Below are 23,536 nucleotides of genomic sequence, written 5' to 3' on the forward strand. Positions count from 1 at the left end.
GTTAGAGATCGCCGTATTCGGCGGTAATATCTTTATTGTTCTTTCGGCTGTAGAACCGGAAATCGTCACTGCGCAGGCTTTCGTCCTGTTTGACCCGGACAAAAACCATGTGCTGGAGAAACCATTTCAGTTCGGTTTTCATCTCGGTATTCTTCAGCGGTTCGGCAACAGTGGGGCTTACGTAAAGATCGAGCTGCTGGAATTTCATGGACTGCTGCAGGGCGTATTTGCGCAGCCACCGTTCGACCTGGTTGATGGTGGTGAAACGCGCCTGCACGACCCCTGTGCCGCCGCATGCCGGACACTGGTCGCCCATGCGCTGCATGAGGCTCGGACGGATGCGCTCCCGGGTGATCTGCATGATGCCGAAATCGGACATCGGAAGGATGTTCGATTTCGCCCGGTCGTTGCGAAGCTCCGTCTTCATGGCATCGTAAACTTTTTTGGAGTTTTTCGGGTCGAGCATGTCGATGAAATCGACCACGATGATTCCGCCTATGTCACGCAGCCTGAGCTGGCGGACAATCTCGCGCGCAGCTTCGAGGTTGGTTTTCAGGGAGTTCTCCTCCTGCTCGCGCTTGGCGGCATATCGCCCGCTGTTGACGTCGACCACAACCATGGCTTCGGTATGCTCGATGATGATGTATCCTCCGGATTTCAGCCAGACTTTGCGTGAAAAGATGGATTCGACATCCTTGGCAATGTTGTAGCCCTCGAAAAGAGGCAGTTTGCCCTGATAGAGGGAGACATTCTTTTCCATTTCCGGAGCCGCCCACTGGATATAGTTGAGGGTCTCCTTGTAGATGACAGGGGAGTTGGCAACGATTTCGGTCACGTCGGAGGTGAGCGAGTCGCGCAGTACGCTGGAGATAATGGTATCTTCCTTGAAAATCAGCTGCGGCGGAGCGGCATCCTTGAGTTTCTCCTCGATCTGCACCCATTTGGCGAGCAGCTTCTCCAGATCCTGCTTGAGAAGCGACTCCTCCTGATGCTCGGCCACGGTGCGGATGATGGCGCCGAAACCTTCGGGAAGCATCGAGCGCACAAGCTTTTTCAGGCGGGCCCGCTCCTTGCGGACCACAACCCGGCGAGAAACGGCAACCTGGCCTCCGCCGAACGGCAGAAGCACCATAAAGCGTCCGGCTATGGTGATATCGGAGGTAAGACGGGAGCCCTTGCTGCTGATCGGCTCCTTGATAACCTGAACAAGAATCGAGTCGTTTGGCTTGAGCTTGCCTGCTATCATCTGGGTATAGGACTGCCGTTTTTCAGCCTTTTCCTCTTCGGTTGCCTGCACCTTCCGCCCGCCATTACGCTGCTGTGGCCTTACCGGCGCCGATACCACGGAGGGTTCCGGAGCGTCGGCGATTTCGGGCATTTCGCCACCTTCGCCTTCACCGTCCTCTCCCACACCGGCTTCATCGTCGTCGTCATCTTCAATGAGCGCGCGGTAATCCTCGCTGGTGGTGCCTACATCGGAAAAATGCAGAAACCCGTCGGATTTCTGGCCGATATCGACAAATGCGGCCTTCAGGCCTTCAACAACCTTGTGCACCCGTCCGAGATAGATATCGCCGATACTCCGGCGACTTTCGGGACGCTCGATCGTCAACTCTGCAAGGCGGCCCTCTTCGACAAGCGCAACCTGTATCTCATCGCCGATCTTGTTCATGAGGAGCTGTTTGTTCATACTCTTCTTCATCTGAAAACTCTTTTATAATGGTAGTAACCGGGGAAACCCCCTTTTATAATTGTTCCCATTCCATTGCAGCCCCGGAAACCGAAGGCTGCATCGATGTTCGTTGCCTGACGGAACCCCCCCTGTCACAACTCGCCCGGTAAGGACAAAGGTTCCGGATGGCGCGTTCCGTTCTCTATCGAAACAAAAGGCGATTGATGCAATCCGGAGTACGGAAACGGAAGGGCCGGTCACTGTCGGCTGCGGCTTCAGGCATGCGAACCGAAAGCCGCACAGGCAGGATAACCGGCTTGCAGGCCAACGGTCAAGATAAGAAATTATAACAGGAAACAGCAACATGCCCTGCGGCCGGACGGAAAGGAAGCCGCCTCCCGCTTTATTACCGGAGATTCGGCTATATTACGGGATAATGACGCAGGCCCCCCTGGAAAAAAGAAGAACATGAACACCGATTACGAATATCCGATCTGGCAAGACACGTCACTCGTCTGTGGTATCGATGAGGCAGGAAGAGGGCCGCTTGCCGGACCGGTTGTGGCTGCAGCCGTGGTCTTTCCCCGCTGGTTCAGTCCTGATAACGGGCCGCTTGCGGCGATCAACGACTCAAAAAAGCTCTCTCCGGAACTCCGCGAAAAACTTGCTCCTGCCGTAAAGGAAGCCGCACTCTTCTGGGCGGTCGCCGCAGTTGAGCCTGACACGATCGACCGCCTGAACATCTTCCAGGCAACAATGCTGGCCATGAACAACGCCGTGGCGGCGCTGCCCGAGCCTCCCGAACTGCTGCTTGTCGACGGCAACCGGTTCAGACCGCTCCTGCCCGTACCCTATGAAACCATCGTGAAGGGCGACTCGAAGGTATTCTCGATTGCAGCCGCCTCGGTGCTTGCCAAAACATCAAGGGACTCCGTCATGAAGGCTTATGCCGGAACGTATCCCCGATACGGTTTCGAGCGTCATTTCGGTTACCCGACCGGGGAGCACATCCGGGCGATTGCCCGATACGGCAGATGCCCCATTCACCGGAACAGCTTCCGGCTCAAACAGCTCGGAGAAAAGTAGAGGAGAGAGCGCATGGATCACGACCCGCATTCGCTTGGCAGGCAGGGGGAACAGCTTGCAGCGGAGTATCTCGCATCAAAAGGATACCGGGTTGTCGTCCGGAATTTCCGGTATCGCCGCAACGAGATCGACCTTATAGCCCTCGACGGCCGCACGCTCTGTTTTATCGAGGTGAAAACCAGAGGCTCCCTCGAAAAGGGGCACCCGGTGGAATCGGTCACCCCGCAGAAACAGAAGGAGATCATCAAGGCGGCCAGAGCCTACCTGCTCACCCTTGAAAACCGTGAACCCGACTGCAGGTTCGACGTGATTGCAATTCTTGCCGACAGCATGTCCGGCGACCGAATCGCGTCGTTCACCATCGAGCACTTCACGGACGCATTCTGGGATGAAATCCGGTAAGTCCCTGAGCATGCACCGATAGCGCTAATCCGCTAATTTTGTTATCTTGTGGTTTATTTTCTTCACTCAGTCACTTTACGAGAGATTATGCCTGAAACCGGTACCCAGACCCCATCTTCCTACGCAGCAACCAATATCCAGGTCCTCGACGGCATTGAGCATGTGCGCCTGCGGCCTGCAATGTATATCGGCGATGTCCACAGCAGAGGACTCCATCATCTTGTTTACGAGATTGTCGACAACTCCATCGATGAAACCCTTGGCGGCTACAACGACTATATCTTTGTAGCATTGAACCCGGACGGCTCGGTTACCGTCATCGACAGGGGAAGAGGCATTCCCGTGGACATACACCCCGAAAAAAAGAAATCGGCTCTCGAGCTGGTGATGACCCTCATCGGGGCCGGCGGCAAGTTCGACAAGGGCGCCTATAAGGTATCGGGAGGTCTGCACGGTGTCGGCGCATCGGTTGTGAACGCACTTTCGGAGTGGTGCGAGGTAGAGGTGTACCGCGATGGACGGGCTTATTTCCAGCGCTATGAACGCGGAGTGCCCCAGGGTGACGTAAGGGATATCGGCCCTTCCGACCAGCGCGGCACGAAAACCACCTTCAAACCCGATCATCTGATTTTCAAGGCGACCGAGTTCCGCAAGGATATCATTATCGACCGCATGCGCGAACTGGCGTTCCTGAACAAAACGCTCTGCATTACCGTCCAGGACAGCGAGGGCAACGATGAGATATTCCATTATGAAGGCGGACTCAAGGAGTTTGTCCAGTTTACCGACCAGAGCCGCATCAAGCTGCTCAAGGAGCCGGTCTATATCTACGGCGAACGCGACTCCACCATTGTCGAGCTGGCCCTGCAGTACAACGACTCCTATCAGGAGAACGTTTTCAGCTACGTGAACAATATCAATACCCATGAGGGCGGAACGCACGTAACCGGCTTCCGCAAGGCGCTCACCCGTACACTGAATGCCTATGCCCAGAAAAACGATCTGCTGAAAAACCTGAAAATAACCCTGACCGGAGACGATTTCAAGGAGGGCCTCACGGCTGTGATTTCCGTCAAGGTCGCCGAGCCGCAATTTGAAGGGCAGACCAAGACGAAACTCGGAAACTCCGAAACGCAGAGCATCGTCGAGAGTATCGTCAACGAGCAGCTTGCCGAGTTTATCGAAAGCAACCCCAATGTGCTCAAACTGATTATCGAAAAGGTAAAAGGTGCGGCCATGTCGCGGGAAGCGGCAAGAAAGGCCAAGGAACTGACCCGCCGGAAATCGGTGCTTGAAAGCTCAGGCCTGCCGGGAAAACTGGCAGACTGCTCGATCAACGATCCGGAGCATTGCGAACTGTACATCGTTGAGGGTGATTCGGCGGGCGGCAGCGCCAAACAGGGCAGGGACCGCAGTTTCCAGGCAATCCTTCCTCTAAAGGGCAAAATCCTCAATGTCGAGAAAGCCCGACTGCACAAGATGCTGGAAAACGAGGAGATCAAGACCATTATTCTGGCTCTCGGCACCAGCTTCGGCGAAGAGGAGTTCTCTCCCGAAAAGCTCCGCTACGGAAAAATCATCATCATGACCGATGCCGACGTCGATGGTGCGCATATCAGAACCCTGCTGCTGACATTTTTCTTCAGGTACATGCGCTCCCTCATCGAAGCGGGAAAGGTTTTCATCGCACAGCCTCCGCTCTATCTGGTCAAATCAGGCAAGGACCAGCAGTACGCATGGGACGATGATGAACGAAACACCATTATCGAGTCGATGAAGAAAATGCAGAAAGGCAAGGCGACGGTGCACATCCAGCGCTACAAGGGTCTCGGCGAAATGAACCCCGAACAGTTGTGGAGCACCACCATGGATCCTGCACACCGGTCTCTTCTGCAGGTAAGCGTGGAAAACGCCATGGAAGCCGATCTGGTATTTTCCACGCTTATGGGAGACAAGGTTGAACCCCGAAGGGATTTCATCGAAAAAAACGCCCGGTATGTCCGGCGTCTAGATGTCTGATTTCCGCACCGTCACCTCTTTGCGGAGCTGCTGCAGCCACGCTTCGTAAACCCGCTGCCTCTTGTTGTCGAGAGCAAGCTCTTCAAGCAGGGCATAATCCTGCCGGGCATCGAGCTGATGGGCGGTGATTTTTTCGTTCAGCCGGAATATCGCATAGAACGATCCACCCTGGGGAGAATCGATTTTCAACGGATCGCTGATATCACCGTTCCTTTTAAGCTTGCCGACAACCTCTTTGAGCGGCGAACGAAGCGAAGAAAGCGGAAAAACGCTCTTCGAGGAGGAGGAGGAGAGCACGGCGCCGCCGGTTTTTGCGGAAACCGGATCCTCGGAATATTTAAGGGCCATATCGGCGAAGGACGCCTTGCCTGCAAGGACGTCGGCCTTTATGGTGCGAAGTGTCGCCATAGCGCCCTCGTCATCGTGCTTCGAGCGGTCGAAACCGATAAGTATATGGCGCACATGAAGGGTATTGCTCTCCTTGTTGAGCAGCTGGATGATATGGAAGCCGTAACGGGTTTCAACGATATCGGAAATCCTGCCTTCCTTGAGCGCGAAAGCCGCGTCCTCAAAACTCTGGATCAGTTCGCCTTTCTGTACATAGCCGAGATCCCCTCCGGTCGGGGCTGAACCCTGGTCCTGTGAATATTTTTTCGCAAGCTCACCGAAATCGGCGCCGCCCTTGAGTTCCGCCTGCACTTTCTCGATCATGGCCCGTGCGGCCGCACGGTTTTCAGCCGTAACACCGGGATACCTGAGAATCTGCGACACCGAAACACCTTCGGGGATAACCGGGAGCCTGCTTTTATTTGCCTGGTAGAATGCCAGGGTCTCTTCATTGCTGACGGAGACGCCTGCCATCTTCTTTCTGCGCAGGGTTTCGACAAGCTGCTGGTTTTTCACCTCCTGACGCAGTTCCTGACGGATCAGCAGCGCGCTCTTGCCGAAACGTGATTCCATCTCCTCTCTGGAAGAGAATCGGGAGGCAAGCACCTTCATCCTCTCGGCCACAAGTCCGTCAAGCGAGGCCTCATCGATATCGGTACTGTCGATCTTCGCCTTGGCGAGAATGACCTTCTGGTCGATCAGCGAGTTCAGAACCTTCTCCGGAAGGTTTTTATCGGCTTTCAGTTCGGGATACTGGAATCTGGTCATCATCACCCGCTCATCGAGTTCCGAACGGAGTATGACCTCGTTTCCGACCACGGCTACTATCCTGTCAACGGTCTGCGCCTCGGCGCTCCCGGCATTGCCCGTCAGAAACAGCAGACAGAGTGCATAGACCGCCGTCCTGACTTTTTTCATGCTCTTCATGCTCATAACTCCTTGCTTGATATTGTTTTGTTACACTCTCCCGCATCCTATGCCGCACTGCCGCCCCTGAGCTTTACCGACGACTTTGTCATCCGCAGCCAGTCATAGACCAGCGGTGCGGCAACAAAAATGGATGAGTAGGTTCCGATAAGGATGCCTGAGAAAACGGCAAAAGCGAAACCCCTGATTGCCGGACCGGCGAAAATGAAGAGAATCAGCACACTGAGCAGTGTCGTTCCTCCGGTAATGATGGTCCGGCTGAGCGTCTGGTTCATGCTTTCATTGAAAATGGCTTCGTATTCCGACGGCTTCTTCCCCCGTATCCGCTCCCTGATGCGGTCGTACACCACCACGGTATCGGTAATGGAATACCCGGCAACGGTAAGAAATGCCGCAATGACGCTCTGGTCTATTTCCAGGGGCATGAATGCGAAAAGCCCTCCGAGAATGCTGAACATACCAAGCACCGTAAGCACGTCGTGAAAAATAGCGACAACTCCGGCAGCTGCGAATTTCAGCTCATAACGGACGCCGACATAGAGCAGAATGGCGGCCAGAGCTCCGAGCAATGCCTTGAGCGCGGACCATTTCAGGTCGGAGGCGATGCTCGGACCTACAGAATCGATACGCACGATTTCGTTGCTGTTTTCCGGAAACCGGTTTTTGAAAGCATTGGAAACCAGTGATTTCAGTTCATTGGTCTGGCCGCTGAACACCGTACTGAGCAGAAACGAGCGGTCGATACCGTACTGTTTCAGCGTTCCGGAAACCCCGGCATCCTTGAGTGCGGCGCGCACGCTTCCGACATCCACGTTCTTCTCGAAGCGAATCACCACCTCTGACCCCCCCCTGAAATCGATGCCGTAGTTCAGCCCCCTGAATGCGAGGGAAACCATGCCTGAAAGCAGAAGAATAATGGAAATAGCGTATGCGATCTTGCGGTATTTGATAAAATCAAAACTGGTCTTATGAAAAATCCTCATGGCTTGTGTCTCATTGAATGATTAACCGAAGCTCTTGTCTGTAAGTATGTTTTTCGAAATCATGAACGTGAAAATCTCCTTTGTTACCACCACCGCGGTAAAGAGGCTTGCCGCAGTACCGATCATAAGGGTAACGGCAAACCCCTGGATAGGGCCGATACCGAAGGTGTAGAGCAGATATGCCGAAGCGAGGGTGGTGACGTGCGAATCGAGAATGGAGGAGAACGCCTTGTCGTAACCTGCAGCCACAGCCGAAACGATCGACTTCCCTTCGGCGAGTTCCTCCCGTATACGCTCGTTGATCAGCACATTTGCGTCAACGGCCATGCCCATGGTCAGCACGATACCGGCGATACCCGGCAGCGAGAGCGAGGCGCTGAATCCGGCAAGCACGGAAAGTACGACAAGAATGTTCAGGACAAGAGCCATATCAGCCGCGATACCTGCGGTACGGTAGTAGAGCAGCATGAACACCGATACCGCTATGAAGCCCCACATCATCGAAAGCATGCCTGCCCTGATGTAATCGGCTCCCAGCGACGGCCCCACGGTTCGCTCTTCCATGATCCTCACCGGTGCAGGCAGTGCTCCGGCCTTCAGGACGATCTCAAGATCTTTTGCCTCATCGACGCTCCCGATCCCGTTGATGACGGAGTTCCCGTTCGGAATTTTGGACTGAACCACCGGCGCACTGTAAACCGCTCCGTCCAGCACAATGGCGACCCGCTTGCCGATATTGGCCCCGGTTATACGGGCCCACTTGGCCGTACCCTCTGAATTCATCTCCATGAGCACTTCGGGCTGGGCTCCTTCAGCGCTGAACGAAGCCTTGGCTTCGGTGATGACGCCTCCTGTCAGCTCAGCGGTTTTCCTGACAAGAAAAACTGAATAGTAGTTCCGTCCATCCGGCAGCTGATCGGGTTTCGCGGCAAGAAGCAGTTCGCTGTCCTGCGGAACCAGCGCCTTGATGTCGTCGCGCTGGAACAGCCGTGATACGAACTCCCTCGACTCCTCGGAGACATAAACATTTCCGTTCTGCAGTACGGTGAGCACATCATTGAGCGGCCGGGCGGCTGCAGCAGTTCTGGGCGGTGCCGTCAGAAGCGTTCCGGCTGCAGGAACGGCCCTGCCCGACGTATCGGGAACGGCAGCCGGCGAAGCAACGGAGCCCTGCGATGCAAGTGACGTGTTCAGCTTGTCAAGCACCCTGAGCAGCACTTCAGGCTCCCGCAGCAGCTTGAATTCCAGCTTTGCAGTTCCCTTGAGGAGATTTCTCACCCGGTTTTCATCGGATACCCCGGCAAGCTCGATGATGATGCGGCGGGTTCCCTGGGTGGTTATCACCGGCTCGGCAACGCCGTACTGATCGATGCGGTTACGGATAATCTCCCTGGCCCTGGTGAGCGCATCCTCCGACTCCTTCTGGAGCTTGCCGGTTATCTCCCTGTCCGAGTTGCGGATATCGTAAAAATAACGGCTCAGGCGGATATTCTCTTTCCTGAACTCCGCGGCAAGCAGGTCGATTACTCCGGCGTCGCTTGTCGCGGCTTTCTGCCTTACTTTCGCCATAATCGCGTGGAAACGGGCATCCTTGTTCCATGCTTTCTGCTCGAACAGATCTACCTGGTCGACTTCCATGACAAGATGCATCCCGCCTTTCAGATCGAGGCCGAGCTTAAGGCTTTTTCTGCGGGCATTTTCAATCTCGTCACGATGGCTGATGCTGAATTTCAGGCTGTCTTCAGCCGAAGCGAAACGGTCCATCTGTTGCGATAACGAGTAATCACGCCAGGTCGGCCAGAGTGACCAGAGAGATACCGCTGTTACCAGAACGATCAGAAAAAGGTTGAATGGTTTATTTTTCATTATGTAATAAAGCTTTTCACGCGATGGAAATAATTCAGCCAATATATAAAACGGGGTAGTGATTAACAATCAACCCCGGTCCCGGCTGATTGCGCGTGCATCCTCCGGGGCATTCCCATAAAAAAAGCCCGGCTGAAACCGGGCTTTGCAAATCGAGTGCGGGCGTTTATCCCCAGATGTCCTGAGCAATGTTCCTGTACCAGCCTTCGGCGAACATCGCCTCCTCGCGGAGATGATCGGCATCGGCATCCATCGGTGTAAGTCCTCCGGATCCGGGAACCTCGATAATGCCGGCAGGGCTGAGACTGTAAACTCCGGCAACGGAAATCCCGTAATCGGTTCCGATCAGACTGTAGCAGGTATTGACCAGAGAGGGCGGTGCAGGCTCCTTGCCCTGGAACAGCCTGATGATCGAAGCGGCAGCAACCTTGCCCTGACTGCTGGCGGCAAAACCCGATTTCGGCATGGCGCCGGCGATACAGGCGTCGCCAATAACATGAATACCGGGATGAATCGTCGATTCAAAGGTGCTTGGATTGACCGGACACCATCCGGAGGCATCGGTCAGACCGGCTTTGAAGGCGATCTTTCCTGCCTGCTGGGGAGGAATGACATTGATGACATCACCCTTTTCCACTCCGAAATCGGTTGTTACGCTCATGGAAGCAGCGTCAACTTTCGTAACCTTTCCGCCGGTCGGGCCTGAACGCCATTCGATCATGCCGGGATACAGCGTATCCCATCCTTTCTTGAAAAGCCCCTGCTTGGAGAACTTTTCTTTGGCATCGAGAATGAGAATTTTCGATTTCGGCTTCTTCGCTTTCAGGTAATGAGCAATGAGGCTTGCCCTCTCGTAGGGTCCCGGAGGACATCTGAACGGGTTGCCCGGAGGACAGATAATGACCCTGCCGCCGTTTTTCATTGCAAGCAGCTGTTTGTGCAGGAGAATGGTCTGGGAACCGGCCTCATAGGCATGCGGCATTTTCGTGCGCGAAAGAGCCTCGCTATAACCTTCGATGGCACTCCATTTGAAGTCGATGCCGGGTGAAACGATGAGGCGGTCGTAATGAAGCACCTTGCCACTTTTCAGGGTTACCGTAGCTTTGGCGGCATCGATACCTGTAGCGGAATCGACCAGAACATTGACGCCGTGCCTGCTTTTCAGGGCAGTGTAGGTCTGTCCGATATCGGCCATGGTTCTCAGACCTCCCAGCACCCAGTTGCTGAACGGGCAGGTATAGAAGGTCGCTTTCGGCTCGACAAGCGTAACGGCAATCGAAGGGTCCAGTTTCCTGAGGTATTTGGCAGCCGAAGCACCGCCAAAACCGCCACCGATAATGACGACCCTTTTCTGTGCGGCAAATGCCGGCTTTATGGTACCGAAAATACCGAGGGCGGAACCGGCGACTCCCGTTACCAGGAGCTTGTTGAAATCCCTGCGTGAAATTTTATGGCTCATATTTGCATCTCCCCCTTATTTGTTGTTCTGCCAGACCGTTCCGAAATACTGCGCAATCAAATGGATCTCTTCGTCGGTATACCCTTTGGCATGCCTGCCCATAACGGTTGAATACCGCTTGCCTGTCTTGAAATCCTTCAATGCGGTCTCAAGGTACTCGGGCGACTTCCCGTAAAACGAGGGGATGACTCCCGCGCTTTTTCCGTCAGTACCGTGACAGGAAGAGCAGGAAAGAGAAAGAATCTGCCCCCGGGGGTTCGATTCGACCTCTTTCTGAGCCGGCGTTGTTGCCGCTGTAGCTTCAGCCCCGGCACCAAGCAGAGCTGAAAAGACGAAACAGGTCGTCAGCAACGATCTGATAGTAACCTGCATAATATGTTTCTCCTGGTTGATTGTTAAGAAAGAGAAGCGCACATAACACCTTTGTAACCCTGACGTCATCCAGCCGGAGAATCAGACAACCGCAGCTTCGGCGGCATATTCCTGCTTCCTGCTGTCGATGAACCGCAAATTGAGCCGGTCTCCTTTTTTACCGGCAAACCTGAACTGCAGAAAAGGGTCCCTGGAAACCGAAGGGCCAAGCTGCAGCTCGATAAGCGGCAGACCGTTCAGCAAAACAGAGCCTTCCCTGATGTAATAGGCAGGAACAACGTTTCCCGACTCGTCCTTTCTCGTACCCGATTCGTTCGGATGCGGAATGATGACTTTGAGCGAGACAATCCCCCCGTCCTCTTTCGCGAGTATTCTCATAAACACGTTGACATATGTTGTGGACGTGATTTCAGCAGGCCTGAACCGCTACATCGACATGCACCGAGGCCATATGGTATTTCCCGCCTTCCCTGATAACGGCGTAAAGCAGCGAACTCTCCCTCATCTTGACCGTAAGAGCAAGAAATGGGATAGCGCCGCCATGAAGGGCACAGCTGAGGACAAGTGGCGTAACGTTCCTTTCCACGAAGAGATAGAGCTGATCGCCCCTGATTCCGGAGATGATTTCAACCGGAACCGCAGAGCTGTCGGACGCAACCGGAGGGGCCGCAATGGTGATGCTGCCGGATTTGACAAGGTCTTTCGTACCGAGAACGTCAAGGAACGCTTTATCGATGGAAACCTGCTGAAAATGTTTTTCGTTCCATGCCGCCATAAGCGAGGAAGGCCGCAACAGAACAAGCGCGGCAGCAACGGAACTGCGCTCCAGAAAGGTTCGTCTCTTCATAATTGGTGCCGGAATGAACGAGCGGGTCGCATCAGCCTGCTCAGCTGCGGAAAACGTTTTTTTATATAACTATATAATTATATAAAAAAACAGAGCCCGATGCAAATATTTTTTCATCTCACAGTTACCGCCCATGCACTTTCTTTTCACATGAAAGAGAAGGCCGGCAGAGACAAACGGCTGACAATCGCTATTCTGCCTGAATCCGGTCTGATACCTTCACCGAATGCCCTGAACACCCGCTCCGGGAAATACCTGTTGAGCTTTTTTTTAATACATTTGCTCTTATAGGCAAGCAATGCAACCCTCCTGCCGCTGGCGGATGCCTGAGGGAGACGGAGAGAGAGAAAAATCAGTACTCCTGCCGATAATACGTTCTAATTACTCTCTACACCATTAAACGAATCGTAATGTTCCACGTGAAACATAATTGTATTGTTCATGTATGATATTATCGTTGCCGGCGGAGGACATGCCGGATGCGAGGCCGCCCTGGCTGCAGCAAGATCCGGCATGTCCTGCCTGCTGATCAGCTCAGACCTTACGGCGCTTGCCAGAATGTCCTGCAATCCGGCTATCGGAGGCGTTGCAAAAGGGCAGATAACACGCGAGATCGATGCGCTGGGGGGAGAGATGGCGAAGGCTATCGATGCCACGGGCGTTCAGTTCCGGATGCTCAACCTGAGCAAGGGCCCGGCGATGCATTCACCAAGAGCACAGGCTGACCGGACACGCTACTCGATGTACATGAGACGGGTCATCGAAAAAGAGGAGCATATCGATCTGCTGCAGGATACGGTTACAGAAATCCATGTCCAATCGAAAAAAGCTGCAGGCGTTCGCCTGTCAACCGGAACCCTGATACCGGCAAAAGCAGTCATTCTGACCTGCGGAACATTCCTGAACGGGCTGATCCATATCGGCCTCAACCATTTTCCGGGAGGCAGAACGATTGCGGAGCCTCCGGTTACCGGTTTGACAGAAAATCTTGCAGCACACGGCTTCAGATACGGACGACTGAAAACAGGCACCCCGCCGCGTATCGACAAAAGAAGTGTCGATTATTCCCTGGTTGAGGAGCAAAAGGGCGATGACGATCCTGTTCCGTTTTCTTTTTCTACGCGCTCTCTTGGCTCGATAGCCCAGCTGAGCTGTTTTCTGACCAGAACGACATCGGAAACGCATGACATTCTGAGAACGGGCTTTGACCGCTCGCCACTCTTTACCGGAAAGGTTCAGGGAACCGGCCCCCGCTACTGCCCCTCGATCGAAGACAAGATCAACCGCTTTTCCCATAAGGAGAGTCACCACATTTTTCTTGAACCGGAGGGGTTCGACACCAACGAGATGTACGTGAACGGATTTTCGACTTCGCTTCCCGAAGACATACAGATGAAAGGGCTGAAATCGATTCCGGGCCTTGAACAGGTGAAAATGATCCGTCCTGGATATGCGATTGAATATGACTACTTCTTCCCCTATCAGATCGGAAACACGCTGGAAACGAAAATCATCGAAAACCTCTATTTCGCAGGTCAGATCAACGGAACTTCCGGCTATGAAGAGGCTGCCGCGCAGGGAATCATTGCAGGAATCAATGCATCGCTCAAAATCAGGGAACGGGAACCCCTCATTCTGAAACGTTCCGATGCCTATATCGGAGTGCTCATCGATGACCTCATCACCAAGGACACCGATGAACCCTACCGTATGTTCACCTCTTCCGCAGAGCACCGGCTTCTTCTTCGTCACGACAATGCCGATATCCGCCTCTGCGGCTACGGATTCTCCTCAGGGCTTGTTTCAGCAGCTTCAATGGCGGCCTGCGTCTTGAAAACCGAAGCGATCCGGCAGGTCAGGACCCTTGCTGAAAACTTCAGATTCAGGCCGGAAATGATCAATCCTCTTCTCGCTGAACAGGGGCTTCAGGACATTCCGGCATCGCTTTCCGCCGCGAACATCCTGAAAAGACATGGCGTCTGTTTTCAGATGCTTTTTGAAAGCTCGCCCGCCTTCAGGGAACAGGTGCACGCACTGACTTCGGATCCGCTTGTGCTGGAACAGGTTGAAATCGATATCAAGTACGAAGGGTACCTGAAACGCGATCTGCTCATGTCAGAAAAAATCGCCCGTCTTGAATCGCTGCAAATCCCGCAGACGTTCCCGTATGCGGACGTGATGGGACTTTCAAATGAGGGAAGGGAAAAACTCATGAAACACCGACCCGAATCCATAGGGCAGGCATCGAGAATTCTCGGTGTTTCCCCTTCGGATATCTCCGTTCTTATGATTAAAATTGGACGGTAATCATCTCCCGATGTTTCACGTGAAACATCGGGATGCTTCATTCATTTTCACCCGGCATGTTCATGGACAATTTCATTCATGACATTCTCGACAACAATCTTCTTTTCGGTAAAGACAAGGAGGAGTGCATAGTCGGAGCCTATCAGCTTTCCGATACGCATATCAGAATATTTTTCCGTAATGGGAATACCGTTCTTTATCGCGACGACCCTTTTTATCCATTCTTTTTTCTTTCCGAAAGCGCCGTGCTTGACGGATTCATTCCGGAGGACAAGAGGAAATTCTGGCTGGTCAATCTGCAGGGCGACAATTTCTATCAGTATCTCGCAATTTTCGGAAGCTGGAAAACCTTCAGGGCGGCTCTTGATTTCATCAATTCAAAAAAGCTCTCGCTTCTTTCCGGAAGCGCCGAAAGCCCTGCGGAGGAAGGAAGCTCCCTTACCTACAGTAAAGGCGACGCCGTTACCCAGTATTTTCTGCAAACCGGAAAAACCCTTTTCAAGGGAATGCTGTTTGAAAACCTTCATCGTCTTCAGCTCGATATTGAAACGTATTACAGGCCTGAAAAACGCGGCGGTGAGGAGAACGACCGATTTTCGGATGAAATAATCATTGTTTCGCTTTCCGACAATCGAGGATGGAAAGAGGTGCTGCACTCAAAAAACAGTTCGGAAAAGGAACTGCTCGATCGAACGATCAGAACGATAACCCTTAAAGATCCTGATGTTATTGAAGGCCATAACATATTCAGCTTCGATCTGCCCTATCTGCAGCGCCGCTGCGAACGGCACGGCCTCGCATTTTCGATAGGCCGGGACGGGCTGCAGCCTAAAACATATCCTTCGAGCATCCGCTTCGCGGAACGAACCATTGATTTTCCGTTCTTCGACATCCCCGGACGCCATGTCGTCGATACACTGTTCCTTATCCAGAGCTACGACACGTCAAAGCGCTCGCTCCAGAGCTACGGGCTGAAGGCTGTCGCCAGACATTTCGGTTTTGCGGCTCCTGAACGTACCTATATTGACTACAAGGATATCGCATCGACATGGGATAACGACCATGAAAAGCTGCTGGCCTATGCGCTTGACGATGTCATCGAAACCGGAGCATTGTCGGAGATGCTCTCCGGCAGCAACTTCTACACCGCGCAGATGCTTCCCTATACCTATGCCATGACCTCGCGTCTTGGACCTGCAGCCAAAATAGAAGCACTGTTCGTACGCGAGTACCTCAACCGGAAGCATTCACTTCCCAAACCATCTTCCGGACAGCAGTTTACGGGAGGCTATACGGAGGTTTTTCTGAAAGGCGTACTCGGACCCATTGTCTATGCGGATGTGGAGTCTCTCTATCCATCCATCATGCTCTCTTACGATATCTGTCCGGGAAGCGATACCCTGAAGGTTTTTCCCGGCGTACTGCGCGATCTGAGAGATCTCCGTTTCAGGGCAAAAGACCTCAGCAGGGAGAACAGGGAGAAAAAAAACAATGCTCTGGCCGGAAACTTCGACGCCATGCAGGGATCGTTCAAGATCCTCATCAACGCCATGTACGGCTATCTGGGTTTCCAGGGAGGAATTTTCAATGATTTCGCAGAAGCGGACAGGGTAACATCGACAGGACAGAGTATTGCCAGAAAGATGATTGCCGAATTCGAAGCTCGGGGATGCCGTGTCATTGAAGTCGATACCGACGGAATTCTTTTTATCCCACCTCCGGACATAACGAATGAAGAAGAGGAGCGGCGTCTGGTGAGCGAAGTATCCTCCAGGATGCCGGAAGGCATCAATATCGGCTTTGACGGCAGGTTCAGGAAAATGATCTCCTACCTGAAAAAAAACTATGCCCTCATGGGTTACGACAATGTCATGACCCTCAAAGGCTCTTCACTGTCAAGCAGGAGCGGAGAGAAATTCGGCCGTGATTTCGTCAGGAAAGGGTTTGAAACGCTGCTGTCAGAGGATATTGCCGGACTCCACGATCTCTTCATGGAGTACCGCCAGAAGATTCTTGACCATCAGCTCGACATTGGGGATTTTTCAAGGACAGAAACCCTGAAATCCTCTCCGGAACAGTATCTTGAGGATGTACGTTCAGGCAGACGCTCCAGATCGGTTACCTACGAACTGGTCATTAAATCCGGTGGGGAATTTTCGAAAGGAGACCGTATAACCTATTATATATCAGGCTCGGGAAATGCATCCTCATTTTTCGATAAAGGCCGACTTGCTTCTGACTGGGACCCTCGTAAACCCGATGAAAACACCGCTTTTTACCTGAAAAGGCTCGACGAGCACTGCCAGAAATTCCTTCCCTTTTTCAAACCGCAGGATTTCAGCACGATTTTCTCGGCGGATACCCTTTTCGCCTTTTCTCCCGAAGGAATCGAACTGATACGTGAAACGAGAAATACGTCACCCGACCCGTTCAGCAGCGATACCGCTTTTTAAATCCCCATTTACGGGCTTCAGGAACTATGAGTATCCGTTTTCTGTATTTCATTATAGCTTTTAACGTTACCTTTTAACATCTTTTCATCTTCCACTATGACTGACCAAAAAATACTGCCCGTTACCGATGACGTTACCTGGATAGGCGTACTTGATCCAGGCCTCATAACCTTCGATATCGTCATGGAGACAAAGTATGGAACCACCTACAATTCATACTTCATCAACGCCGACAGGAAAACCGTTGTAGAAACTTCAAAAGTAAAGTTCTGGCCGACTTATCTTGATAAAATAAAACAAGTTACAGACCCTTCCGAAATCGAGTACATCATTGTCGACCACACCGAGCCCGACCATTCGGGCAATGTATCCAATCTGTTGAGCGTCGCTCCCAATGCAACCGTCGTAGGCAGCGGCAATGCCATAAAATTTCTTCGGGACCAGACGGGTCACGATTTCCGGCATCTCGTCATCAAAAACGGCGATACGCTGGACCTGGGCAACAAGACACTGCATTTCATAGGCGCACCGAACCTTCACTGGCCAGATACCATCTACACCTGGCTGGAAGAGGACCGGGTGCTCTTCACCTGCGACTCCTTCGGATCCCATTTTTCTCACGAAGCGATGTATGATGACCTTGTCGGCGATTTCGACGATGCCTTCACCTACTATTTCGATGCCATTCTCAGGCCGTTCAGCAAGTACATGCTTCAGGCCATCGAAAAGATCAAGCCTCTCGACATAAAGGTTATCTGCCCTGGACATGGACCGATCCTTCGTTCGAACTGGAAAAAATATGTCGATCTTTCACACCGCTACGCCACGAACGCCATCGCACTTCCCAACGAGAAGAACATTCTCATCGCCTATGTATCGGCTTATGAAAACACTACTATCCTGGCCCGAAAAATAGCCGAAGGGCTGCAGCAGTCGTGTGACTTCACCATTGACATCTGCGACGTGGAAAACATTCATTTTTCAAAGCTGGAGGATAAAATCGCCCACTGCTCGGGTATCATTGTCGGATCTCCAACCATCAACCAGAATATCCTCACGCAGATCTATCAGCTGTTTGCCGCCGTCAATCCCATTCGCGACAAGGGGAAGCTCGCTGCCGCATTCGGGTCCTACGGCTGGAGCGGTGAGGGCGTTAAAATGATTGAAACGAACTTTTCGCTGCTCAAGCTCAATGTTTTCGAAAAAAATGTCAGAATCAAGTTCCAGCCTCATGAACCCGAATTCGAGGAGTGTATCGCTTTCGGCCGGTCATTCGCTGAAAAAATGATCGACATGTACCAGCTGAGCTGCAATCTGTAACATTCTTTCAGGAGCCGCACACTATCGGGGTGCGGCCCCTTTTTATCTGAAAACAATCTCCCTTACCGCTTCCTTGCCAAGGAAACTGTTGATTTTTCCGGCAAGTTCCTTCTTGCGGAAGTTCAGCTCCATTCTCCACACCGAATTTTTCACCCGTATGAAAAGCTGTCCATCCGAGAGCCTTTCTACTACCGTCTCGGCCGCTATGGTTTCACCGACGATCTCCCTCCAGAGATGGAGCGCCCGGTATTGCTCGCGCGCATCATCCATGCCGAGCCCGCTGAAAACCTCCTCGACAATCAGTGAAATCCGTCTGGGAGCCTTTCTTGTCTTTTTGAAACCGCCTGTCATGCTATTTCACAAATATTGAGTGCCGAAACACCCGGCGTATTCCTTTTTTCCGTCGTCGTAATGATGGTTTGGCCGAAACCGGAAAGCAGCAGGAGAAGGCTGTCCACCCTTTCGCGATCGAGTTCACTGAACAGATCGTCGAAAAGACAGATAGGCTGTTCATCGAGTTTTTCAAGAAAATATCGATAGAGAGCAAGTTTAAGGGTAATGAGAAAACTTCTTTTCTGACCCTGCGATGCGTATCTCTTAACCTCTTTTTCATTAAGAAAAAACAACAGGTCATCCCTGTGCGGTCCGATTGCCGTCTGCGCCCTTGCGATCTCTTCCTGCCGTTTTTCCCGTATCCTCTCCTCAAAGAGCCTGGAAAGCTGATCGGACGATTCGGTGCAGTCATGCGGAAGAAATGAACAGCGATAGGCAATTCGTGGCGTTTCTCCGGCTGAAACCGCTACGAGATGTGCTTCGGCTACCGGCATAATCTCCCTTATGAACTGCATTCTCGATCGGACGATGCAGACTGCATGCTCTGCCAGCTGTTCGGTGAGAATGTCGAGCATCTCCATACCCGACCGATGTTCTCTTATCCGGAACAGAAGTGCATTACGCTGTTGCAGGATTCTCCGGTAGCTGAGAAGGGCATCAAGATACCTCCGGTTGGTCTGACAGATCGCGTTATCGAGAAAACGCCTTCGCTCCGCAGGGGATCCGGTTATAATCGAGAGTTCGGAGGGTGAAAAGGTAATACAGGGAATCGCACCTATGTGCGATGAAAAAGACGCGAGATTCAGGGTGTTGACCGTCAGCTGTTTGCCGGCCTGACGGCTGTAGGAGACTTTTACCTCTGTTTCTGTGCCGCTTTCACTTGCAAACCTGCCCTTGAGCAGAAAAAAAAGATGGCCCTCTTTCAGACACTCGATGTCGTAAGCGCTGACGAAACCCTTCGTCAGCGCACAGTAATGTATTCCTTCGAGAATCGAGGTTTTCCCTGACCCGTTCGGACCATAAATGAGGTTGATACCTCCGGAAGGAGCAAAAGTCAGGGAACCGTGATTCCTGAAATGGACGAACTGTATCTGTTCGAGTTTCAATAACCTGCCTCTTCGCTCAATTATTGATGCGAACCGGCATCACCAGTATAATAAGCTCTTCCTGCTCCTTTGCTGCACCGGGCTTGAAAATGACCGCCGTCGTTGGACTTTTCAGTTCTATGATGATTTCGCTCTGGTCGATATGAGCAAGGGCGGCTTCAATGAATTTCGCGTTGAAACCGATTGTAATAGGTTCTCCTGTATAATTGCAGGTCAGTTCCTCCTGTGCGGATTCTCCTTCGTTGGTGTTTTCAGCCATTATTTTCAGCGTCGCACCGTTGACGTCGATCTTGATATCTCCGATACTTGAAAAACGCCCGACTCTCCGGACCGAATCATAAATGTCCGTTCTCTGGGCAACAAGCTTTTTGTCGTGCTCAACAGGAATGACCGCTTCGTAGTTAGGGTAAGGCTCTACGATAAGAGCGGCTTCAAGCACGACGTTGTCGCAGCTGTAGCATACCGAACGGCGGTCTTCGTCGATGGACATGGTAACGCTGTCGTTCTGGGCAAGCTTCTGGATAATCGAGAGTACCCGGGCCGGAACGACGATTTTCTGCTTTTCCGCTATCTCCGCGGTAATGGGCTTTCTGCACCGGACAAGCCGGTGACCGTCAGTTGAAACTCCGGTGATACTGTTCTCTTCGATCTCGAAAAGCACACCCATCATGGCCGGCCTCATTCCATCCACACTGCAGGCGAAAATGGTTTTCTGAATAAGATCCTGGAGCTCCTCGGTTTTCAGTTCGAGCGTTATTGCATACGTTTTTTCGGTTTTTTCCGGTTTGCTTTCGAAAAGACAGGGGATTTTATAATGCCCCTTGTCAGTGGAAATGGAAACCGTACCGTGATCGCTTATTTCCTGACGGTTGATGGTAAAACTGACCGGGGTATCGTACATGCTCCGGAGAAAATCCTGAAGGGTTTTAGCCTTGATACCGATGTTTCCGGTGTCGGAAGTCTCTACGGGGCACTTTGCGGTAATGGCAAGTTCACCGTCTGTGGCAAACAGGGTAAGCAGACCGTTTTCAAGGGTCAGGTGAACGTTGTCATAGCGCGGATCGATGGTTTTTGCCGGAATGGCCTGCGACACCTTACTGACCGCATCCTGCATCTGCCTTATGGTTGAGGAAAATTGCATCATCGTACTCTTTAACTATTTAATAATGTTTAAAAAAATTGTTGTTATTGTTGTAAGTGTGGAAATCTTGACAACCCATACGGAATTCACAATAACCCGTTCTTATACAGGAGGTTAAAAAATTTTCCACACACTTCCGGACTGTTGATAACCTGTTTGTTGCCGGAGGGGTGCGCTGTTGGCCGATTGTTGGTTCATTTTTTTCGCCGTACCGCACTGTTGGCAACCCGCCTGTTATCAACAGCGCACCCACACTGAATCAACAGGTAGTGCACAGGGCGGATTCCTGTCTTACATCGAGAGTATCTCGATCCTCTTTTTCAGTTCCTCGATTTTTTTTCTTTCGTCTCCGACACCTTCGACCCGCTTCTCTATGGTATTGAGAGCATGAATGACCGTCGAATGATCGCGTCCGCCAAAATGCAGGCCGATGGTTTTAAGTGAAGAATCCGTAAGAAGTTTTCCGAGATACATGGCCATCTGCCGGCCGGCGGCGATCTCTTTCTTCTTTGATTTTCCCTTGAGATCGTTCGGGGTGATGCTGTAGAACGAGCAGACCGCTTTTTCAATGGTGTCGAGCGTCAGCTGCTTGGTTGTATGCCTGATGATGTCCTTCAGGGTGGATTTGGTGAACTGCAGATCGATTTCCTGATTGTCCAGCGACTGGGCGGCGAGCAGTTTGACGATGCACCCCTCGAGCTCCCGGACGTTTTCGGTAACATTGGTGGCTATGAATTCAATGACGGTATCGTCAAGATTGACGCCGCTCTGATGCAGCTTGCTGAGAATGATGGCTTTTCTCGTTTCGTAGTCCGGCGGCTGAATATCGGCGGAAAGTCCCCAGTTGAACCGTGATATCAGACGATCTTCAATGCCCTTGATCTCTTTTATGGGGCGGTCCGCAGAGAGGATGATCTGCTTGTTGGACTGATGCAGGGTGTTGAAGATGTGAAAAATTTCTTCCTGGGTTTTCTCCTTGCCGGCAAAGAACTGGATGTCGTCGATGATCAGAACGTCGATGGTGCGGTAAAACGAGGAGAATTCCTGGATTTTGCCGTTCTGGATGGCGTTGACGAAATCGATGGCAAATTTTTCGCTTGAAACATACAGTACCTTTTCGGAGAGGCAGTTGGCCCGAACACTGTTTCCTATGGCCTGGATCATGTGGGTTTTGCCGAGTCCGACACCGCCGTATATCACCAGGGGATTGAAGGCGTTCTGTCCGGGATTCTGTGCGATGGATTTCGAGGCGGCAAAAGCCAGGGAATTGCAGTCTCCCCTGATGAGCGTTTCAAAGGTGTATTTCGTGTTCAGATGCGTTTCGAAACGCATGAGATTGCGCTGGAAATCCTGCTGGTTTGCCGCATTGCATGGTTTTTCCTGTTTTTCAGGAAGACATTCGTCGGACAGGCTGTTCTGGTGAGGCAGCTCTATGGTAACCGGCTGTCCTTGGGATTTATCCATGACAATCGAGTACATGAGCTTCGCTTCGGGACCGATGACCTCCTTCAGCGTCTGTTTCAGATAGGAGGAGTAGTTTTCCTCGATCCATTCGTAAAAGAACTGGCTGGGAACCTCGATGGTCAGCTCATTGCCGGAAAAACCGACGGGCTTTATGGGAAGAAACCAGGTTTTGAACGCGAGGGGATTGATTTTGTCCTTTATTGTGTCGAGGCATGACGACCACACCTGATGCTCTAAAGAAGCGCTTTTCAGGTGCTTATTGATGGGGACTCCGGTTTGTACTTTCGTGATTGTTTCGGGCATACAGAGCTAAATTTGTAGGGGGGGAAACAGGGAAAAGAACAAATCTATCAACATTGAATGTGTACAAGTTAGTGTTTTCGGTGGATAAAAAACAATTTGCATGTGGAAAAATCGCCGAGAGATTCCCGGATGTGAAGTGAGAGTTATCAACAGGTTATCTTGTTTTTATTTGTTTACTTATAAGATACGGGCATATTTTTTATCCACACCTGTTGATGAATGCGGCTCTGTGCGTTATCTGGGTTTCGGGGGTATGAGATTTTTTTATCCACAAGTTATCAACACTGTTGGTAACTTGTGGCGGAAATTGATTCTGCGATTTTTTTTCAGCATGGCGGCCGCCTTGGGGTGGTTGTTCGGCCATTTGCGAATAAGCGTATAATATGCTACATTGGGAGCCCAGATTTTTTACTTTATCTCAAAACGTCCGGAGTAACGAGCGATGAAAAGAACATTTCAGCCTAGCAATAGAAAAAGAAGGAACAAGCACGGATTCAGACAGAGGATGGCCACGAAAAACGGCCGCAGGGTTCTTGCTTCAAGAAGGGCGAAAGGCCGTCATCGTCTTTCCGTAAGCTGCGAAATGGGCACGGCGGTAAAATAATTTTCTCATAAGAAGCCTGTAGAGGGGTCCCGGTTTACTCAACTCCGCTTTTTTACGCCTTGAGCATAGTGCATGTCAATTCACTGCGAAAGCATGAGATACTGAGAAAAAAGCAGCAGATAGCCGAACTTTTCAGGAGCCGGAAAAAACTGAAGGGGGAGTATGTCAGGGTTGTTTACTCGTATGTCGGAAACGGAAGCTCTTCCGGTGAGGCTCCGCTTGGCGTTCTGTTTGCCGTGAGCCGTAAAATCGTGCCCGATGCGGCAAGACGGAACAGGATAAAGCGGCTGATGAGAGAGGCATACCGACAGGAAAAAGGTGTCCTGCAGACAAGTATACGGACTGATGGCGAAGAGCGCTGCAGAGGGAGGTTCTGTGTTGCGGTTATCTATACGGGACCCGGTGAAAGGTTTCCGGACTTCGCCGTTTTGCAAGGGGAAATCAGAAGATTATTACGTACTATCAGAAGCAGCTGAATTATAGTA

20 protein-coding genes are annotated in these 23,536 nt (G+C 51.9%); 8 read left to right on the forward strand and 12 right to left on the reverse strand.

All coding sequences use genetic code 11. From position 1 onward, the window contains the following. Position 1 precedes the first annotated feature (1 nt). Positions 2-1,702 carry an Rne/Rng family ribonuclease gene (locus WBP50_RS07600; protein WP_423933001.1) on the reverse strand — a complete coding sequence of 567 codons (1,701 nt, stop codon included), beginning with the start codon at positions 1,700-1,702 and terminating at the stop codon, positions 2-4. 438 nt (positions 1,703-2,140) lie between these two features. Here WBP50_RS07600 and WBP50_RS07605 point away from each other — a divergent pair, with 438 nt between their 5' ends. The 3 genes from WBP50_RS07605 to gyrB all read left to right on the forward strand — a co-directional run bounded on the left by WBP50_RS07605 (position 2,141) and on the right by gyrB (position 5,179). Then, entirely contained in the window at positions 2,141-2,758 is a 618-nt protein-coding gene (locus tag WBP50_RS07605; RefSeq protein WP_423933003.1) for a ribonuclease HII, read from the forward strand. A gap of 12 nt (positions 2,759-2,770) precedes the next feature. Beyond that, positions 2,771-3,160: a YraN family protein gene (locus tag WBP50_RS07610; protein WP_423933006.1), complete on the forward strand. Its 390-nt coding sequence runs from the start codon at positions 2,771-2,773 to the stop codon at positions 3,158-3,160. 87 nt (positions 3,161-3,247) lie between these two features. Then, positions 3,248-5,179, forward strand: a complete 1,932-nt coding sequence (gene gyrB, locus WBP50_RS07615) for a DNA topoisomerase (ATP-hydrolyzing) subunit B (protein WP_423933007.1) — start codon at positions 3,248-3,250, stop codon at positions 5,177-5,179. Here the strand turns inward: gyrB and WBP50_RS07620 are convergent. The 7 genes from WBP50_RS07620 to WBP50_RS07650 form a co-directional block, all read right to left on the reverse strand. After that, positions 5,168-6,493, reverse strand: coding sequence for a peptidylprolyl isomerase (locus WBP50_RS07620; protein ID WP_423933008.1), 1,326 nt, complete (start codon positions 6,491-6,493; stop codon positions 5,168-5,170). The genes gyrB and WBP50_RS07620 overlap by 12 nt on opposite strands. A 47-nt stretch (positions 6,494-6,540) precedes the next feature. Next, the gene (gene secF / locus WBP50_RS07625; protein WP_423933010.1) at positions 6,541-7,476 is read right to left on the reverse strand and encodes a protein translocase subunit SecF; all 936 of its coding nucleotides are present in this window, start codon (positions 7,474-7,476) and stop codon (positions 6,541-6,543) included. A gap of 21 nt (positions 7,477-7,497) precedes the next feature. Beyond that, entirely contained in the window at positions 7,498-9,342 is a 1,845-nt protein-coding gene (gene secD, locus WBP50_RS07630; protein ID WP_423933012.1) for a protein translocase subunit SecD, read from the reverse strand. A gap of 166 nt (positions 9,343-9,508) precedes the next feature. Beyond that, complete coding sequence (locus WBP50_RS07635) at positions 9,509-10,801, reverse strand: FCSD flavin-binding domain-containing protein (protein WP_423933014.1); 1,293 nt, start codon at positions 10,799-10,801, stop codon at positions 9,509-9,511. Between the two features lie 15 nt (positions 10,802-10,816). Next, positions 10,817-11,173 (reverse strand): c-type cytochrome, encoded by a 357-nt coding sequence (locus WBP50_RS07640; protein WP_423933015.1) that lies wholly within the window; start codon positions 11,171-11,173, stop codon positions 10,817-10,819. Positions 11,174-11,254: 81 nt separating this feature from the next. Continuing rightward, complete coding sequence (gene soxZ / locus WBP50_RS07645; RefSeq protein ID WP_423933017.1) at positions 11,255-11,551, reverse strand: thiosulfate oxidation carrier complex protein SoxZ; 297 nt, start codon at positions 11,549-11,551, stop codon at positions 11,255-11,257. 31 nt (positions 11,552-11,582) lie between these two features. Next, positions 11,583-12,020 (reverse strand): thiosulfate oxidation carrier protein SoxY, encoded by a 438-nt coding sequence (locus tag WBP50_RS07650; protein ID WP_423933018.1) that lies wholly within the window; start codon positions 12,018-12,020, stop codon positions 11,583-11,585. A 441-nt stretch (positions 12,021-12,461) separates the two neighbouring features. On the opposite strand from WBP50_RS07650, the gene mnmG reads away from it, so the two are divergent. From mnmG to WBP50_RS07665, 3 genes are all read left to right on the forward strand, one after another. Continuing rightward, positions 12,462-14,327, forward strand: a complete 1,866-nt coding sequence (mnmG, locus tag WBP50_RS07655) for a tRNA uridine-5-carboxymethylaminomethyl(34) synthesis enzyme MnmG (protein WP_423933020.1) — start codon at positions 12,462-12,464, stop codon at positions 14,325-14,327. A 62-nt stretch (positions 14,328-14,389) separates the two neighbouring features. Continuing rightward, complete coding sequence (locus WBP50_RS07660) at positions 14,390-16,780, forward strand: DNA polymerase domain-containing protein (protein ID WP_423933021.1); 2,391 nt, start codon at positions 14,390-14,392, stop codon at positions 16,778-16,780. A gap of 96 nt (positions 16,781-16,876) precedes the next feature. Continuing rightward, positions 16,877-18,100, forward strand: coding sequence for an FprA family A-type flavoprotein (locus tag WBP50_RS07665; protein ID WP_423933023.1), 1,224 nt, complete (start codon positions 16,877-16,879; stop codon positions 18,098-18,100). A 42-nt stretch (positions 18,101-18,142) separates the two neighbouring features. On the opposite strand, the gene WBP50_RS07670 is transcribed toward WBP50_RS07665, so the two are convergent. The 4 genes from WBP50_RS07670 to dnaA all read right to left on the reverse strand — a co-directional run bounded on the left by WBP50_RS07670 (position 18,143) and on the right by dnaA (position 22,447). Beyond that, entirely contained in the window at positions 18,143-18,451 is a 309-nt protein-coding gene (locus tag WBP50_RS07670; RefSeq protein WP_423933025.1) for a DUF721 domain-containing protein, read from the reverse strand. Continuing rightward, on the reverse strand, positions 18,448-19,539 hold the full coding sequence (recF, locus tag WBP50_RS07675; protein ID WP_423933027.1) for a DNA replication/repair protein RecF: 1,092 nt from the start codon (positions 19,537-19,539) through the stop codon (positions 18,448-18,450). Before recF ends, WBP50_RS07670 begins: the two co-directional genes overlap by 4 nt. Positions 19,540-19,555: 16 nt before the next feature. Next, a complete protein-coding gene (gene dnaN / locus WBP50_RS07680) occupies positions 19,556-20,680 on the reverse strand; it encodes a DNA polymerase III subunit beta (RefSeq protein ID WP_423933105.1) in 1,125 nt (374 codons plus the stop codon). A 291-nt stretch (positions 20,681-20,971) separates the two neighbouring features. Further along, a complete protein-coding gene (dnaA, locus tag WBP50_RS07685; RefSeq protein WP_423933029.1) occupies positions 20,972-22,447 on the reverse strand; it encodes a chromosomal replication initiator protein DnaA in 1,476 nt (491 codons plus the stop codon). Positions 22,448-22,889: 442 nt separating this feature from the next. Between dnaA and rpmH the strand changes: the two genes are divergently transcribed. Together rpmH and WBP50_RS07695 are read left to right on the forward strand one after the other, a co-directional pair. Continuing rightward, positions 22,890-23,051, forward strand: a complete 162-nt coding sequence (gene rpmH, locus WBP50_RS07690; RefSeq protein ID WP_423933031.1) for a 50S ribosomal protein L34 — start codon at positions 22,890-22,892, stop codon at positions 23,049-23,051. Positions 23,052-23,119: 68 nt separating this feature from the next. After that, positions 23,120-23,527 carry a ribonuclease P protein component gene (locus WBP50_RS07695; protein ID WP_423933108.1) on the forward strand — a complete coding sequence of 136 codons (408 nt, stop codon included), beginning with the start codon at positions 23,120-23,122 and terminating at the stop codon, positions 23,525-23,527. The last annotated feature ends 9 nt before the right edge of the window (positions 23,528-23,536 follow it).

This window comes from Chlorobium sp., from assembly GCF_049593655.1.
In the GTDB taxonomy this organism is placed as follows: Bacteria; Bacteroidota; Chlorobiia; order Chlorobiales; family Chlorobiaceae; genus Chlorobium.